The organism is Streptomyces sp. PCS3-D2, assembly GCF_000612545.2.
Lineage (GTDB): Bacteria > Actinomycetota > Actinomycetes > Streptomycetales > Streptomycetaceae > Streptomyces.
Window position 1 is genome coordinate 2,919,659 of sequence record NZ_CP097800.1, and the last position, 14,300, is coordinate 2,933,958.

At 70.6% G+C, this 14,300-nt stretch carries 13 protein-coding genes; 3 read left to right on the plus strand and 10 right to left on the minus strand.

Going from position 1 to position 14,300, the window contains the following annotated elements:
- The first annotated feature begins 10 nt into the window (after positions 1 to 10).
- On the plus strand, positions 11 to 1,294 hold the full coding sequence (locus AW27_RS12275; protein ID WP_052030284.1) for an MFS transporter: 1,284 nt from the start codon (positions 11 to 13) through the stop codon (positions 1,292 to 1,294).
- A 90-nt stretch (positions 1,295 to 1,384) separates the two neighbouring features.
- Entirely contained in the window at positions 1,385 to 2,098 is a 714-nt protein-coding gene (locus AW27_RS12280) for a L,D-transpeptidase family protein (RefSeq protein WP_037919190.1), read from the plus strand.
- Positions 2,099 to 2,100: 2 nt separating this feature from the next.
- Here the strand turns inward: AW27_RS12280 and AW27_RS12285 are convergent, their stop codons facing one another.
- The gene (locus AW27_RS12285) at positions 2,101 to 3,402 is read right to left on the minus strand and encodes an MFS transporter (RefSeq protein WP_236647552.1); all 1,302 of its coding nucleotides are present in this window, start codon (positions 3,400 to 3,402) and stop codon (positions 2,101 to 2,103) included.
- A gap of 246 nt (positions 3,403 to 3,648) precedes the next feature.
- Here AW27_RS12285 and AW27_RS12290 point away from each other — a divergent pair, with 246 nt between their 5' ends.
- Positions 3,649 to 4,659, plus strand: a complete 1,011-nt coding sequence (locus AW27_RS12290) for a sigma-70 family RNA polymerase sigma factor (protein WP_037919188.1) — start codon at positions 3,649 to 3,651, stop codon at positions 4,657 to 4,659.
- Here AW27_RS12290 and AW27_RS12295 read toward each other — a convergent pair.
- The 9 genes from AW27_RS12295 to AW27_RS12335 form a co-directional block, all read right to left on the minus strand.
- Positions 4,546 to 4,881 (minus strand): STAS domain-containing protein, encoded by a 336-nt coding sequence (locus AW27_RS12295; protein ID WP_236647551.1) that lies wholly within the window; start codon positions 4,879 to 4,881, stop codon positions 4,546 to 4,548. The genes AW27_RS12290 and AW27_RS12295 overlap by 114 nt on opposite strands.
- A gap of 95 nt (positions 4,882 to 4,976) precedes the next feature.
- Entirely contained in the window at positions 4,977 to 5,567 is a 591-nt protein-coding gene (locus AW27_RS12300; protein ID WP_037919186.1) for a Uma2 family endonuclease, read from the minus strand.
- Between the two features lie 96 nt (positions 5,568 to 5,663).
- Positions 5,664 to 6,941, minus strand: coding sequence for a thymidine phosphorylase (locus AW27_RS12305; RefSeq protein WP_037919184.1), 1,278 nt, complete (start codon positions 6,939 to 6,941; stop codon positions 5,664 to 5,666).
- 102 nt (positions 6,942 to 7,043) lie between these two features.
- Complete coding sequence (locus AW27_RS12310) at positions 7,044 to 7,442, minus strand: cytidine deaminase (protein ID WP_037919182.1); 399 nt, start codon at positions 7,440 to 7,442, stop codon at positions 7,044 to 7,046.
- Complete coding sequence (locus tag AW27_RS12315) at positions 7,439 to 8,701, minus strand: ABC transporter permease (protein ID WP_037919180.1); 1,263 nt, start codon at positions 8,699 to 8,701, stop codon at positions 7,439 to 7,441. The genes AW27_RS12310 and AW27_RS12315 overlap by 4 nt, the downstream gene beginning before the upstream one ends.
- Positions 8,698 to 9,813 carry an ABC transporter permease gene (locus tag AW27_RS12320; protein WP_037919178.1) on the minus strand — a complete coding sequence of 372 codons (1,116 nt, stop codon included), beginning with the start codon at positions 9,811 to 9,813 and terminating at the stop codon, positions 8,698 to 8,700. The genes AW27_RS12315 and AW27_RS12320 overlap by 4 nt, the downstream gene beginning before the upstream one ends.
- Positions 9,810 to 11,471, minus strand: a complete 1,662-nt coding sequence (locus AW27_RS12325; RefSeq protein ID WP_078556197.1) for an ABC transporter ATP-binding protein — start codon at positions 11,469 to 11,471, stop codon at positions 9,810 to 9,812. The genes AW27_RS12320 and AW27_RS12325 overlap by 4 nt, the downstream gene beginning before the upstream one ends.
- Positions 11,472 to 11,703: 232 nt before the next feature.
- Positions 11,704 to 12,762: a BMP family lipoprotein gene (locus AW27_RS12330; RefSeq protein WP_037919176.1), complete on the minus strand. Its 1,059-nt coding sequence runs from the start codon at positions 12,760 to 12,762 to the stop codon at positions 11,704 to 11,706.
- Positions 12,763 to 12,991: 229 nt separating this feature from the next.
- Complete coding sequence (locus AW27_RS12335) at positions 12,992 to 14,236, minus strand: amidohydrolase (protein WP_037919174.1); 1,245 nt, start codon at positions 14,234 to 14,236, stop codon at positions 12,992 to 12,994.
- Between the last annotated feature and the right edge of the window lie 64 nt (positions 14,237 to 14,300).

The following is a 14,300-nucleotide window of genomic DNA, read 5'->3' on the forward strand; positions in this document are numbered from 1 at the left end:
CGTCGATGGCATGCCTCCCGCTCATACCGGGGCACCCGTCATCCCGGGTGCCTCCACCCCGTCGTCCCCCGCACCGGAACCCCTCTCCCCCGGCCGCCCCGGCTATCGCCGGATGACCCTCGCGCTCTTCGCCGCCGGGCTGGCGACCTTCGCCCTCCTCTACTCCACCCAGGCACTGCTGCCCGCGATCTCCGAGGACCTCCGGGTGACGGCGGGTCAGGCCAGCTGGACGGTGTCCGCGGCCACCGGCGCCCTCGCGCTGTTCGTCCTGCCGCTGAGCGCCCTGTCCGAGCGGTTCGGCCGCACCCGGATGATGACCTGGTCGATGGCGATCGCCGTCGGTGTCGCGCTCCTCGTCCCCTTCGCACCGAACCTGGAGTGGCTGGTGGTGCTGCGCGCCGTGCAGGGTGCGGCGATCGCCGGCGTTCCGGCCTCCGCGATGGCCTACCTGGCGGAGGAGGTCCGGCCGCGGGCCCTGGTGGCCGCGATCGGGCTGTTCGTGGCGGGGAACTCCATCGGCGGCATGAGCGGCCGCCTGGTCACCGGCTGGGCGGCGCAGCTGGGAGGCTGGCGGGCCGGTCTGGCCGCCGTCGCCGTGATGGCGCTGGTCTGCGCGGTCGCCTTCCTGGCGATGCTGCCGCGGGCGCGGTTCTTCCGCCCGGCGTCACTGAACCCGCGCGCGGTGGGCCGTACCGTCGCCGGCCATCTGCGCGATCCGCTGCTGCTGCGGCTGTACGGGATCGGCGCGCTGTTCATGACCGTCTTCGGCGCGGTCTACACGGTGATCGGCTACCGGCTGGTGGACGAGCCGTTCGGGCTCGGCCAGGGCGTGATCGGTTCGATCTTCCTGATCTACCTGGTGGGTACGGTCTCCTCGGCCGCCGCCGGCAGGCTGGTGGCGCGCACGGGGCGGCGCGGTGCGCTGTACCTGGCCGTGACCACCACGGCGCTGGGGCTGCTGCTGTCACTGTCGGACTCCCTGGTCGTGGTCGTGCTGGGGCTGGTCCTGATCACGGCGGGCTTCTTCGCGGGGCACGCGGTGGCCTCGGCCGAGGTGAGCCGGACCGCGAAGACGGGCCGTGCCCAGGCCTCCGCCCTCTACCAGTCGGTGTACTACCTCGGTTCGAGCGCGGGCGGCACCCTCGGCGCCCTCGCCTATCACGAGGGCGGCTGGGCGGCCACGGTCGGCATCGCGCTGCTCGCGGTGCTCGGCGTCGTGTCGATCACCCTGTACGGCACGCACGCGGCCCGCGCACAGCGGCGCATACCGGCTTCCGCGGTGGGCGCGCGCTGACCGGCACTTCGCTTCCGCCGGAGGCAACCCCTGCTCGTTTTCCGGGCATTCAACACGGAGAACGAAGTGCGGTGAGCAGGGGAGGACCGGATGGGGAAGCGGAGGGCGCGCGCCCGCGCGGGTCGGCGCGCGGCGGTGTGGAGCGGGGCGGCGGCGCTGGCGCTGCCGCTGGTGGTGGTTGCAGGAGGCGGAACGGCAGAGGCCGCCTCCTGCAACCAGTCCGCCGGGCCGTATCAGCGCCAGGTGGAGAGGTTCCTGGGACGGCCCGTGGACGGGAGGCAGTCGGCGGCCGACTGCGCGGCCGTCCAAGCGTTCCAGACGCGCCACGGGATCAGTCCGGCCCGGGGCTATGCCGGACCGCTGACCTGGCGGGCGATGAGCACGATGCTGGCCCAGCGGGCGGCGGACAGCACCCCGAACAGGGCGGGTGACTGCCCGGTGAACCGGGGTCGGATCGCCTGCGTGGACCTGACGCGGCAGCTCAGCTGGATCCAGGACGGCCCCACGCTGAAGTACGGCCCCGTCCCCGTCCGGACCGGCAAGGCCGGCACGGAGACCCGGACCGGCCCGAAGAAGATCTACCACCGCAGCATCGACCACTGGTCGACGGTCTACAACGTGTCCATGCCGTACGCCCAGTTCTTCGACGGCGGGATCGCCTTCCACTCGACCGCGAAGAGCATGTGGAACCCGCCCGGTTCGGGGGGCTGCGTGAACATGCGGCCCGCCGACGCCAAGGCGTACTGGAACCTGCTGGGCAAGGGCGAGGACGTCTACGTATACGGCCGCAAGCCGGGTACGTAGCCTCAGGCGGGCGCGCCGGCCGGAGCCGGGGCGGCCGCGGCCAGGGCGTCCAACCTGCGCAGGCTGGCGCGGCGTTGGGCCAGGGACAGGCCGGCCACCGCCGCCCCCAGGGCGATCCAGCCGGCCGGGCCGGCGACCATCACCACGCCGGTGAGCAGCAGCGGGCCCGCGGTCTTCTGCACGGACTGCGCCATACCGGCCACGCCCAGGTACGAGGCGCGCGCCTCCGGGGGCGCGAGGGACACGGCGAGCTCCCAGGAACTCACCGAGCGCATCAGCTCGGCCGCGGTGGCCAGCACCGCCGCGGCGAGCAGGGCCGCCGAGGCGCCCCAGGCCCCGCCTCCGGTCGCGGCGGCCAGGAGGGCGCAGCACAGGAGCGTGGTCATCCCGTAGAGGGCGACCGCTCCGGCCGCCCGGCGCGGGCCCGGGACCCTGGCCGACACGCGTAGCTGGAGGACGACGACGAGCACGGTGTTGATGACGAGGAAGGCCGGGATCAGTTCGTGCGGCGCGCTGGTACGGCTCACCAGCCACAACGGGATGCCGATGCCCAGGATCGAGTCGTCGAGGTTCATCGGGATGTCCAGGAGGACGAACCGGAGGTAGCCGCGGTCGCGCCAGGGGCTCGGCCCCCCGGCCGGGGCCGCGCCGGGGGCCTTCGGGGCGCCTGCGGGCGCGGCGGCGGGCGCGGCGGCTCCGGCGGCGGGCGGGGCGACGAGCCCGCGGCCGCGTGGCTCCCGGGTGCGCCACACCAGGGCGGCGGCCACGAGGAACGACAGCGCGTTCGCCAGGATGAGCACGTGGTAGGCGCCGCGGGTGCCGACGGCGAGGCCGATGGCGGCGAGGCCCGCGCCGAGCGCGTAACCGGCGTTCGCCGAACTGCGCGACAGCGCCTGATAGGTGGCGCGCCGCTCGCCCGCGACGCGGGTGGCGAAGAGCATCTCCAGGGTCTTGGCCGCCCGGTCCCCGAGGTGGGTGACGGCCACCGCGGCCAGCAGCAGCGCGAAGTCGCTGACGACGAGCAGCAGGCAGAGGGTGACCAGGCGCAGCAGGTGGGCGCCGATCAGTAGGGAGCGCACGGGGAAGCGGTCGGCGAGGTGGCCCGCCAGGGGCGAGCCGGCGATGCCCGCGACCCCGGACGCGCCGAGCAGCAGGCCGAGCTGGCCGGCGTCGAGACCGATGACGAAGGTGAAGTAGAGGACGCAGGCAGCGGCCCAGACGCCGGTGCCGGCCCGGTCCAGCGACTGGGCGAGCAGCATGATCCGCGCGTCGCGGCCGCCGGGCGGCCGCCTCAGCTGCGCCACCAGGCCGGGTTCCCGCTCTCCCCGCCGTGCCTTCCGGATCTCCCCGCCGCGCCGCATCCCAGGCCTCCCCGCCCACCGAACCAAGTATCTCGACGTCGAGATACAGGGGAAGCCTGCCCGATGTTAATCTTGACGTCAAGATACTTGATGTCGATGTACCTGGGCGGTCACGCGCTTCCCGCTGCCGCTGTCGGAGCCCTCGGGTAGATTCCGAAACAGCCACGAACACCAGGGGGATGCACCGACATGAGCGACCTCGCCACCACCAGCAGCGACCTCGATGCGGCGATGGACCGATACCGGGTGGAGCTCACGGGCTACTGCTACCGGATGCTCGGCTCCGCCTTCGACGCCGAGGACGCGGTGCAGGACACCTACGTCCGCGCCTGGCGCAGTCACGCGAAGTTCGAGGGCCGCTCCTCACTGCGGTCGTGGCTCTACCGGATCGCCACGAACGTCTGCCTGGACCTGCTGAACGCCGGGAACAAGCGGGCCCGCCCGATGGACCTGACCGCTCCTCAGCACCAGTCCTCCGCCGTGCTCAACCAGCGGCCCGAGGTGACCTGGCTGGAGCCGGTCCCGGACGCCCGGGTGCTGCCGCAGACCGCGGACCCGGCCGAGATGGCGCTCGCGAAGGAGTCCGTCCGGCTGGCCTTCGTCGCGGCCCTCCAGCACCTGCCGGCCAAGCAGCGCGCGGTGCTCATCCTGCGCGAGGTACTGGCCTGGAAGGCGGACGAGGTCGCGCAGCTGCTGGACACCACGGTGGCGTCGGTGAACAGCGCGCTCCAGCGGGCGCGGGCCACGCTCGCCGGGCAGCGGCTCCGCGCGAGCGAGTCGGCCGACCCGCTGGACGCGGAGCAGGCGAAGCTGCTGGAGCAGTACCTCGCCGCCTTCGAGTCCTACGACATCTCCCGCCTCACCGCGCTCCTGCACGAGGACGCCATCATGTCCATGCCGCCGTTCGACCTGTGGCTGCAGGGCACGACGGACATCGCCGCGTGGCACCTGGGCCAGGGCATCGGCTGCAAGGGCTCCCGCCTGGTCCCGACGACCGCGAACGGCATGCCGGCCTTCGGCCAGTACCGGCCGCGCGAGGACGGCCTTCCCGGGCACACCCCGTGGGCGCTGCAGGTGCTGGAGGTCTCAGACGGCCGGATCGTCGGCCTCAACGCCTTCCTCGACACGGCCCGGTGGTTCCCGCTGTTCGGCCTCCCCGAGCAGCTCGACGAGTCCTACGAGGTCCAGCAGGGCGCGTAGGGCGGGCGCGGCACCGGTCACCCGCAGCGGACGCCCCCGCGCGGTCAGTCGCAGCCGGGCCAGCACCTCCACGGCGCCCAGGCCCGGGGCGGTGACGGCCCGCGCATCGCACTCCACCGCGCGGGCCCCGCCCTCGTAGAGGCGGGCCAGGCGCGCACACAGCGTCGCGGCGTCAGGGGCGGTCGGAGCGGGTCCGGGCAGCACGAGTCGGGTGATCTCCACGAGGGGATGACTCCTCCGCCCACCGGATTTCATCGGTACGACCGGACACTGGCCTGACGCCCCCGCCCGGTCGAGGCCCTGCCTCGGCTCGGAGGTCAGGGACGGGGGAAGCCGGAGGTGTCGATCGCCACGCCGAAGGGCTCCGGCAGCTTGACGGTCTCGCCGAACTTGCCCGACCAGAGCAGGCGGTACGTGCCGTTCGCGGGCTCGCCGTACAAGTGGATCGCGGGCTCTCCCGTCGCGTGCGGGTCGATGAGCAGATACAGCGGGATACCCGCGGCGGCGTAACCGTGGAGCTTGGCGACGCGGTCGTTGACCGCATTCGACTTCGAGGTGATCTCGACGACGAGTTCGGCTGCGGCCCCCGGGACGTAGTTGGCGTCCTCCAGGACCACCTCGTCGGGTGCCACCACCAGGTCCGGAATGAACAGACCGCTACGGGACGGGACTGCCACGTTGAGGGTTTGGTAGATCTCGCAGTCCGGCGGCAGCACGGACATCAGTGCCCGCTGCACCTTGACGGCGATGTAGTTGTGATGGTTGACGGGCGGTGGTGCCACGGTGATGATCCCCTCGATGATCTCCACCCTGCAGCCCTCGGGCCAGTCCGACTCCTCCCAGAGGCGGACGAGGCGCTCCCAGCTGTCGCCGCCCTGCGGCTCCTGCTGGACGGTGAGTGCGCTCATGGTGTGCTCCTCAATCGGTTCGTCACCGATCCCAGCATGCCGAACGGGACCGGTGGGGGTCCACCGGTCCCGTTCACCCGAAGGGGAAGCCGCAGGTCAGGCGATGCGGTCCAGAACGATCGGCGTGGCGGAGAAGGCCGTGCCCGCCGCGGCGATGTCGAAGGAGCCGTCCAGCGCCGCCAGGGCGTAGTCGAACTTCTCCGGAGTGTCGGTGTGCAGCGTCATCAGCGGCTGGCCGGCCGTGACGGTGTCGCCCGGCTTCGCGTGCAGCTCGATGCCGGCGCCCGCCTGCACCGGGTCCTCCTTGCGGGCGCGGCCCGCACCGAGGCGCCACGCGCCGACGCCGACACCGTAGGCGTCCAGGCGGGTCAGCACACCCGACTCCGGGGCGGTGACGACGTGCTGTTCGCGGGCGACGGGCAGAGCCGCGTCCGGGTCGCCGCCCTGGGCCGCGATCATCCGGCGCCAGTGGTCCATCGCGGAGCCGTCGGCCAGGGCCTTCGCCGGGTCGGCGTCCTTGATGCCGGCCGCGTCCAGCATCTCCTTGGCCAGCGCGATGGTCAGCTCGACGACGTCGGCGGGGCCGCCGCCCGCGAGCACCTCGACCGACTCGCGGACTTCGAGGGCGTTTCCTGCGGTCAGACCGAGCGGGGTGGACATGTCGGTGAGGAGCGCGACCGTCTTGACGCCCGAGTCGGTGCCGAGACCGACCATGGTGCGCGCCAGCTCGCGCGCGTCCTCGATGTTCTTCATGAAGGCGCCGGTGCCGACCTTGACGTCCAGGACGAGCGAGCCCGTACCCTCGGCGATCTTCTTCGACATGATCGAGGAGGCGATCAGCGGGATGGCCTCGACGGTGCCGGTGACGTCGCGCAGCGCGTACAGCTTCTTGTCGGCCGGGGCCAGCCCGTCGCCGGCCGCGCAGATGACCGCGCCGGTGGTGTCGAGGACGTGCATCATCTCCTCGTTGGAGAGCAGCGCGCGCCAGCCCGGGATGGACTCCAGCTTGTCGAGGGTGCCGCCGGTGTGGCCGAGGCCGCGGCCCGAGAGCTGCGGCACGGCCGCGCCGCACGCGGCGACGAGCGGGGCCAGCGGGAGGGTGATCTTGTCGCCGACGCCGCCCGTGGAGTGCTTGTCGGCGGTCGGGCGGGACAGGGCGTCGAAGTTCATGCGCTCGCCGGAGGCGATCATCGCCGCGGTCCAGCGGGCGATCTCGGTCCGGTTCATGCCGTTGAGCAGGATGGCCATGGCCAGGGCGGACATCTGCTCGTCGGCCACGACGCCGCGGGTGTAGGCGTCGATGACCCAGTCGATCTGCTCGGGGCTCAGCTCACCGCGGTCCCGCTTGGTCCGGATGACGGAGATGACGTCCATGAGGTGCTTCCTTCTACGCGCATAGAGAGAGGGAGGGAGGTGTTCGGGGAACGGAAGGGCGACGGCCCTCCGCCCGGCAGGGGCGAAGGGCCGTCGACACGGCTATCTCAGGTGATCGGGCCCGAAGGCCTGCGGCAGCATCGCCGCGAGCGGCAGGACCCCGTCCGGGGTGTCCACCAGCAGCTCGTCCCCGCCGAACTCGTACAGCAGTTGGCGGCACCGCCCGCACGGCACGAGGATCTGGCCCTTGCCGTCCACGCACGTGAAGTGCGTGAGGCGGCCGCCGCCGGTCGCCTGGAGGGAGGAGACCAGACCGCACTCGGCGCACAGGCCCAGCCCGTAGCTCGCGTTCTCGACGTTGCAGCCGGTCACGACGCGGCCGTCGTCCACGAGCGCGGCGACCCCGACCGGGAAACCCGAGTAGGGGGCGTACGCCCGGGTCATCGCTTCCCGGGCGTGCGTCCGCAGGACGTCCCAGTCCACCTCGTGCCCCGCGGTCACTTGCCCTGGCCCTTGCGGTACGGCATGCCGTCCGCCTTGGGCATCCGCAGGCGCTGTGCCGACAGGGCGAGCACGAGCAGCGTGGTCAGGTACGGGGCCGCGTCGACGAACTGGCTCGGCACCGAGTCGGTCACCGCGTACCAGACGAACAGCAGCGCGGCGAAGACCGCCGCGATGCCGGCCTGGAGGTACTTCTTCTTGTAGAGCTGCCAGGCACAGACGATGACCAGCAGGATCGCGATCAGCAGCAGCATGGCGTGGACGTTCTCGGCGCCACCGCGCAGCTTGAGGCTGTCGATGAAGCCGAACAGGCCGGCGCCCATCGCCATGCCGCCCGGCATCCAGTTACCGAAGATCATCGCGGCGAGACCGATGTAGCCGCGGCCGCCGGTCTGGCCCTCCTGGTAGATGGGGCTGGCGACCTCGGACAGGTACACGCCGCCGAGGCCCGCGAGGGCGCCCGAGACGATCACGGCGATGTACTTGTACTTGTAGACGTTGACGCCGAGGGACTCGGCGGCGATCGGGTTCTCGCCGCAGGAGCGCAGGCGCAGACCGAAGGAGGTCCGCCACAGCGCCCACCAGGTGGCGGGGATCAGCAGCAGGGCCACGATGGTCAGCAGCGAGATCTCGGTGATCAGACCGCCGATCACGCCGCCGAGGTCCGAGACGAAGAACCAGTGCTTGGCCTGGAGGTCGGCCATCCAGTCCGACAGCCCCGGAATGGTGATCTTGGTGATCGGCTCCACCTGCGGGGACTGCTTGGAGGAGCCGCCCGGCGCCTCGGCGAACGTGAAGTTCGACAGGTACTGGGTGAAGCCCAGCGCCAGGATGTTGATGGCCACACCGGAGACGATGTGGTTGACGTTGAACGTGACGGTGATGATCGCGTGCAGCAGGCCGCCGACGGCGCCGCCGGCGATGCCGACCAGGACACCGGTCCAGGGGCCCCACTGGTAGCCGGCCCAGGCACCGAACCAGGTGCCGAGGATCATCATGCCTTCGAGGCCGATGTTGACGACGCCCGCGCGCTCGGCCCACAGGCCGCCGAGACCGGCGAGGCCGATCGGCACGGCGAGGGAGAGGGCGCCGGACACCTGGCCCACGGAGGTCAGGTCGTTGGCCCCGGAGACCAGGCGGACCAGCGAGACCAGCGCGAGGCCGGCCGCGACGATCAGCAGCATCCAGGGAAGGGTGAGCTTCTTGCGGCCGCCCGGCGCGGGTGCCGCCTTCTTCGTGGAAACGGTGCTGGCGCTCACGCCGCGACCTCCTTCTCGGTCTTCATGGCGTGGCCCGCAGCCAGTTCCTCGCCGACCTTCTGCTGCTGGCGGCGGATGCCGTAGCGGCGGATCAGCTCGTAGGAGACGACCACCGCGATCACGATCAGGCCCTTCATGATCGTGCCGATCTCCCGGGCGTAGCCCTCCGTGTCGAGACCGGCGGACGCCTTGTCGATGAAGGCCATCAGGAGGGCGGCGAAGAAGATGCCCACGGGGCTGTTGCGGCCGAGCAGGGCGATGGTGATGCCGGTGAAACCGACACCCACGGGGAAGCCCAGGTTGTACGTGTGGGTCTCGCCCAGCAGCACCGGCATGCCGGACAGGCCGGCCACGGCACCGGAGATGAGCATCGCAGTGACGATCATCTTCTTGGAGTCGACACCGGAGGCCGCGGCGGCGGACTCGCTCGCGCCGCTGGCCCGCAGGTCGAAGCCGAAGCGGGTGCGGTTGAGCACGAACCAGTAGACGACGCCGAGGGCGAAGGCGATGAAGGTGAAGCCGTAGATCTCACCCGAGTCGCCGAGGGAGAGGGCCGGGAACCAGCCGGACTGCGCGATCTCGCCGGTGGTGAGGTCGTTGGAGCCCTCGACCTGGACGCCGAGGTTCTTCGGCAGGATCAGCCAGGCGATGAGGCTGGTGGCGATGGCGTTGAGCATGATCGTCGAAACGACCTCGCTCACCCCGCGCTTGGCCTTGAGGACACCCGCGATTCCGGCCCAGAAGGCACCGGTCAGCATGGCGACGAGCACGATCAGCAGGATGTGCAGCGGGCCGGGCAGCGTGATGGCGGTGCCGACCAGTGCCGAGATCATCGCGGCGAGGCGGTACTGGCCGTCGACGCCGATGTTGAAGAGGTTCATCCGGAAGCCGATGGCGACGGCCAGGGCTGCCAGGTAGTACGTGCCGGCCTGGTTGACGATGAGGATCTGGACGTCCTCGTAGCCACCGTTCTCGACCATGATGCGCAGCGGCTCGATCGGGTTGATGCCCGTCGCCGCCAGCACGATCATGGTCAGTACGAAGGCGCTGACCAGCGCGAGCAGGGGCCCGGCGATGGCGAGCAGCAGCCGGTCCTTGTCGAATTTCTTCATCGGGCCTCGTCCTCCGTCGTGTCACCGTCGGCAGCGGCGGAGTGGTTGTCGGTTGCTTCCAGGTGTCCCGAGGCGGCGCCCGTCATAGCGGTGCCGAGCTCCTCCGGGGTGACGGTCGCGGGGTCGGCGTCCGCGACCAGGCGGCCGCGGTAGATCACGCGAAGGGTGTCGGACAGGCCGATCAGCTCGTCGAGGTCGGCGGAGATCAGCAGTACGGCCAGGCCCTCGCGGCGGGCCTCGCGGATCGCGTCCCAGATCTGCGCCTGCGCGCCGACGTCCACACCGCGGGTGGGGTGGGCGGCGATGAGGAACTTCGGGTGGTGGCTCATCTCGCGGCCGACGATCAGCTTCTGCTGGTTGCCGCCGGAGAGCGAGGCCGCGGTGACGTCAATGCCGGGGGTGCGCACGTCGTACTCGCGCACGATCCGCTCGGTGTCCTTGCGGGCCGCCTTCGGGTCGAGGATGCCCTTCTTGGAGTTGGGGGCCTCGGTGACATGGCCGAGGATGCGGTTCTCCCAGAGCGGGGACTCCAGCAGCAGGCCGTGCCGGTGGCGGTCCTCGGGGATGTAGCCGATGCCGCCCTCGCGGCGCTTGCGCACCGAGGTCTTGGTGATGTCCGCGCCGTCGAGGGTGATCACGCCCGTAGCGGGGTGGATCATGCCCATGAGGGCCTCGATCAGCTCCGTCTGGCCGTTGCCCTCGACACCGGCGATGCCGAGGATCTCGCCCTTGTGGATGGTGAGGCTGATGTCGTCGAGCAGCCGACGGCCGACCTCCGCGCCCTCGTGCACGTAGGAGTCCGTCGGCATGACGAAGCGCGCCGAGCCCTCGGGGGCGAGAGCGACGACTCCGGTCTCAAGGACAGTCAGGCCCTCGACCTGCAGCATCGGCGTCGTGGTCACCGTGGACTCGCGGGTCTCGGGCGACGGCAGCTCCGCACCGACCATCAGCTCGGCGAGCTGCTTGGGGGTGGCGGTCCTCGGGTCGGCGGTGCCGACCGTGGTGCCGCGCCGGATGACGGTGATGTCGTCGGCGACCTTCAGCACCTCGCCCAGCTTGTGCGAGATGAAGATGACGGTCAGGCCCTCGGACTTGAGCTCGCGCAGGTTGTCGAAGAGCGCGTCCACCTCCTGCGGCACGAGCACCGCGGTCGGCTCGTCGAGGATGAGGATCTTCGCGCCGCGGTAGAGGACCTTGAGGATCTCCACACGCTGGCGGTCGGCGACGCCGAGGTCCTCGACGAGGACGTCGGGGCGCACGCCGAGGCCGTACGCGTCCGAGATCTCCATGATCTTCTTACGGGCCTTGGCGCCGATGCCGTAGAGCTTCTCGCCGCCGAGAACGACGTTCTCCAGGACGGTGAGGTTGTCGGCGAGCATGAAGTGCTGGTGCACCATGCCGATGCCGCGGGCGATGGCATCGCCGGGCGTGTGGAAGGCGACCTGCTCCCCGTCGATGGCGATGGTGCCCTCGTCCGGCTTCTGCATGCCGTAGAGGATCTTCATCAGGGTCGACTTGCCGGCGCCGTTCTCACCGATCAGGGCATGGACCGTGCCCTTGCGGACGGTGATCGCGATGTCCTTGTTGGCGACGACGCCGGGGAAGCGCTTGGTGATGCCGTGCAGTTCTACGGCGGGGGGCGGGCTGGACGCGTTGATGACGCACTCTCCTTGGCGCGAAAGGAGCGGAAGGCAGGGAGGACAGGGCGGGGAGTGAAAGTATCGCGTCCACGATGCTTCTACGCGCGTAGCACTGTCGGAAGTGAAAACTCGCGGCCACAAAGGCTGCTTGGTCACAGACTAGTGATCACAGAATGAGGCTCGGGGCCCGGGAGCGACATCGATCGCTTCCCGGGCCCCGGAGACCCAGGACTACATGTCGCAGACTGCCTTACGGGGCGGTCTTGACAGTGATCTTGTTGGCGATGATGTCGGCCTTGGCCTTCTCCACCGCGGCGATGAGGTCGGTCATCTCCTTGTACTTCGGGTTGGAGTCGGCCAGGCCGACGCCGTCCTTGTCCAGACCGTAGCGGATCTCACCGGTGGTGGGCTTGCCGTCCTCGACCGACTTGATCAGGTTGAAGACGGAGTCCGAGACGTCCTTGGTGACCGAGGTCAGGATCGAGTCCTTGTACTTCGCCAGGCCGGCCTGGTTGTACTGGTCGGAGTCGACACCGATGGCCCACTTGCCCTTGGCGGACGCGGCCTCGATGGCACCGGAACCGGCGAGACCGGCGGCGGCGTAGATCACGTCGGCGCCCGCGTCGAGCTGGCCCTGCGCGGCGGCCTTGCCCAGGTCGGGCTTGGCGAAGCCGTCGAAGTTCGGCGGCTGGGTCAGGTACGCGGAGAGCACCTTGGCGTTCGGGTTGGTCTCCTTGACGCCCTGGGTGAAGCCCGCCTCGAACTTCTTGATCAGCGGGACCTCGACACCGCCGATGAAGCCGACCGTGCCGGTCTTGGACGCCTTGGCGGCGGCGACGCCGGCCAGGTAGGAGCCCTGCTCCTCGTTGAAGACCAGGTTGGCGATGTTCGGGCCGGTCACCGAGGTGTCGTCGATGATGCCGAACGTGGTGTTCGGGAACTTCGGCGCGACCTTCTTGATGGCCGGGGCGTAGGCGAAGCCGACACCGATGACCGGGTTGTTGCCCTTGCGGGCCAGCTCGGTGAGGCGCTGGACCTTGTCGGCCTCGCCCTCGCCGTCGGTGGGCTCCGCCTCGGCGCCCTTGATCTTGAGGTCCGTCTCGGCCTTCTTCAGGCCGGCGTAGGCGGCGTCGTTGAACGACTGGTCGCCGCGGCCACCGATGTCGTACGCGATGGCTGCGGACTTCTGACCACCCGACTCCGAGGGGGAGGCGGCGTCAGAGGACTTCTTACCGCCACAGGCGGTGGCCGAGAGGGCCAGCGCCGCGGACGCGATGCCCACGGTGGCGATCCTGGTGATCCGGCGCAAGGGGAGGCTCCTTCAAAACCTGACCGAAGCGCCACGACCGGCGCTGGTTTCGCGGCGATCGTAACGCGCGTAGATGTCAGTTAAAGGCCCGTTCATGAGTCGTTATCGGATCGTCGCGAACCGGACAGTGACCGATCGGTAACTGCCAACGCGTCCAGCCCTTGTGTACCAAGGGCCGGACGCGTCCGACGCGCGGCTCACCGGTGAGGTAAGGAAAGCGGCCCGATCGCTACCTGGAAGGCGGCGTGCGGCGCCCGTCGATCAAGGCGGCGGCGGTGAAGAACTCGACGCCGACGGCGATGGCGTCTTCGTCCACGTCGAAGTCCCCCCGGTGCAGATCGCGCTTGGCGGTGTCACCGGGAGCACGCACCCCCAGGCGGGCCATGGCGCCCGGAACGTGCTCCAGGTACCAGGAGAAGTCCTCGCCGCCCAGGCTCTGCTCGGTGTCCTCGACCGACTCGGCGCCGTGGCGGGCCCCCATCGCCTCGCGCAGCAGTTCGGTGACCACCGGGTCGTTGACCACGGGCGGCACCCCGCGCACGTGGTTGATCTCGAACTTGGCCCCGTGCATGGTGGCGATCTCGTCGATCGCCGCGTGGATCATGTCGGGCGCCTCGTGCCAGGCCGCCAGGTCCAGGCACCGCACGGTTCCGGACAGCTCGGCGTGCATCGGGATCACGTTGCAGGCGTGCCCGGCCTCGATCCGGCCCCAGGTGACCGACATGCCCGAGCGGGCGTCCATCCGGCGGGCGAGCAGGGCGGGCGCGTCGACGGCCACCCGGGCGGCGGCGGTGACCAGGTCGGTGGTCAGGTGCGGCCGGGCGGTGTGCCCGCCGGAGCCGGTGAGGCTGACCTCCAGCCGGTCGCAGGCGGACGTGATGGGGCCGCTACGCAGTCCGATCCTGCCGGCGTCGACCCGGGGGTCACAGTGCACCGCGATGATCCGGCCCACGCCGTCCAGCACCCCGGAGCCGATGGCGTCGGTGGCTCCGCCGGGAAGCACCTCCTCGGCGGGCTGGAAGAGCAGGCGCACCGGCCGCGGCAGGAGCCCCTGCCGGTCGAGCTCGGCCAGGACCAGGCCGGCCCCGAGGACGACGGTGGTGTGCACGTCATGGCCGCAGGCGTGGGCGCGGTCCGGGAAGGTCGAGCGGTACGGGACGTGCGTCTTGGCGTCCGGAATGGGGAGGGCGTCGATGTCCGCGCGCAGGGCCAGCATCGGCCGGCCCCCGTCCCAGGTGCCCACGTCACAGATCAGGCCGGTACCGGACTTCAGGACCCGTGGTCGCAGGCCGGCTTCCTCAAGCCTGGCCTTGATCGCCGCGGTGGTGCGGAATTCCTGGTGTCCGAGCTCCGGGTGCATGTGCAAGTCCCGGCGGAAGGAGATCAGTTCGGTGCGCAGGTGGTCCGGAAGTTTGCCGGGCAGCTCGGGCCGGTCGGACGCGACGGGCTGGAGGGTCTGGGACTCGCGGGACATCAACTGGTTCACCCGTTGAAGGGTAGGCCCACGGATGGCTCAACTGACCGGGGATCACGAAAAG